The organism is Aerococcus sp. L_32 (assembly GCF_050689315.1).
The window spans coordinates 1-616 of the sequence record NZ_JBOEQF010001099.1 but is presented as its reverse complement, the minus strand read 5'-3'; the positions used below and the strand labels follow the sequence as shown (position 1 = coordinate 616).

Genomic DNA, 616 nt, shown 5'->3' with positions numbered 1-616 from the left:
CGCAAGCGGTAGCACCTTACAAGTATCAGTTGGTCCTGACTACGTGGATTACGTAAACGAAATTGCCCCAGCTTTTGAAGAAGAGACAGGGATTGACGTTGAAGTTGTTGAACGTGAAATGTTCGAAACCTTAGATTCACTTTCATTAGATGGTCCAGCAGGGATTGCACCAGACGTGACAATCGCCCCTTACGACCGTATTGGGAACCTAGGTATTCAAGGACATTTATTACCAGTGACACTGCCAGATGATGGTCGTTATGACGAAGCAGACGAGCGTCAAGTAACAGCTAATGACGAAATTTACGGTATGCCTTATGTAGTTGAAGCCTTAGTCCTTTACTACAACAAAGAATTAATCGATACTGCCCCAACAACATTTGAAGAATTAGAAGCCTTATCAGAAGATTCAGCATATGACTACTCTTCTGAATCAGGCAAAAACACTGGCTTCTTAGCAAACTGGGTAGACTTCTACTCTGCTTACGGTTTAATTGCTGGTTACGGTGGCTACATCTTCGGGCAAGATGGTACTGATACAGCTGACATCGGTTTAAATACTGAAGGTGCTGTTGAAGGGATTGAATACGCACAAACATGGTACGAAAAATGGCCC

At 43.3% G+C, this 616-nt stretch carries 1 protein-coding gene; it reads left to right on the top strand.

Going from position 1 to position 616, the window contains the following annotated elements:
• Positions 1-616 (top strand): extracellular solute-binding protein (locus tag ACRCJ0_RS18370; RefSeq protein WP_431391591.1); only part of this gene is annotated, 616 nt, incomplete at both ends.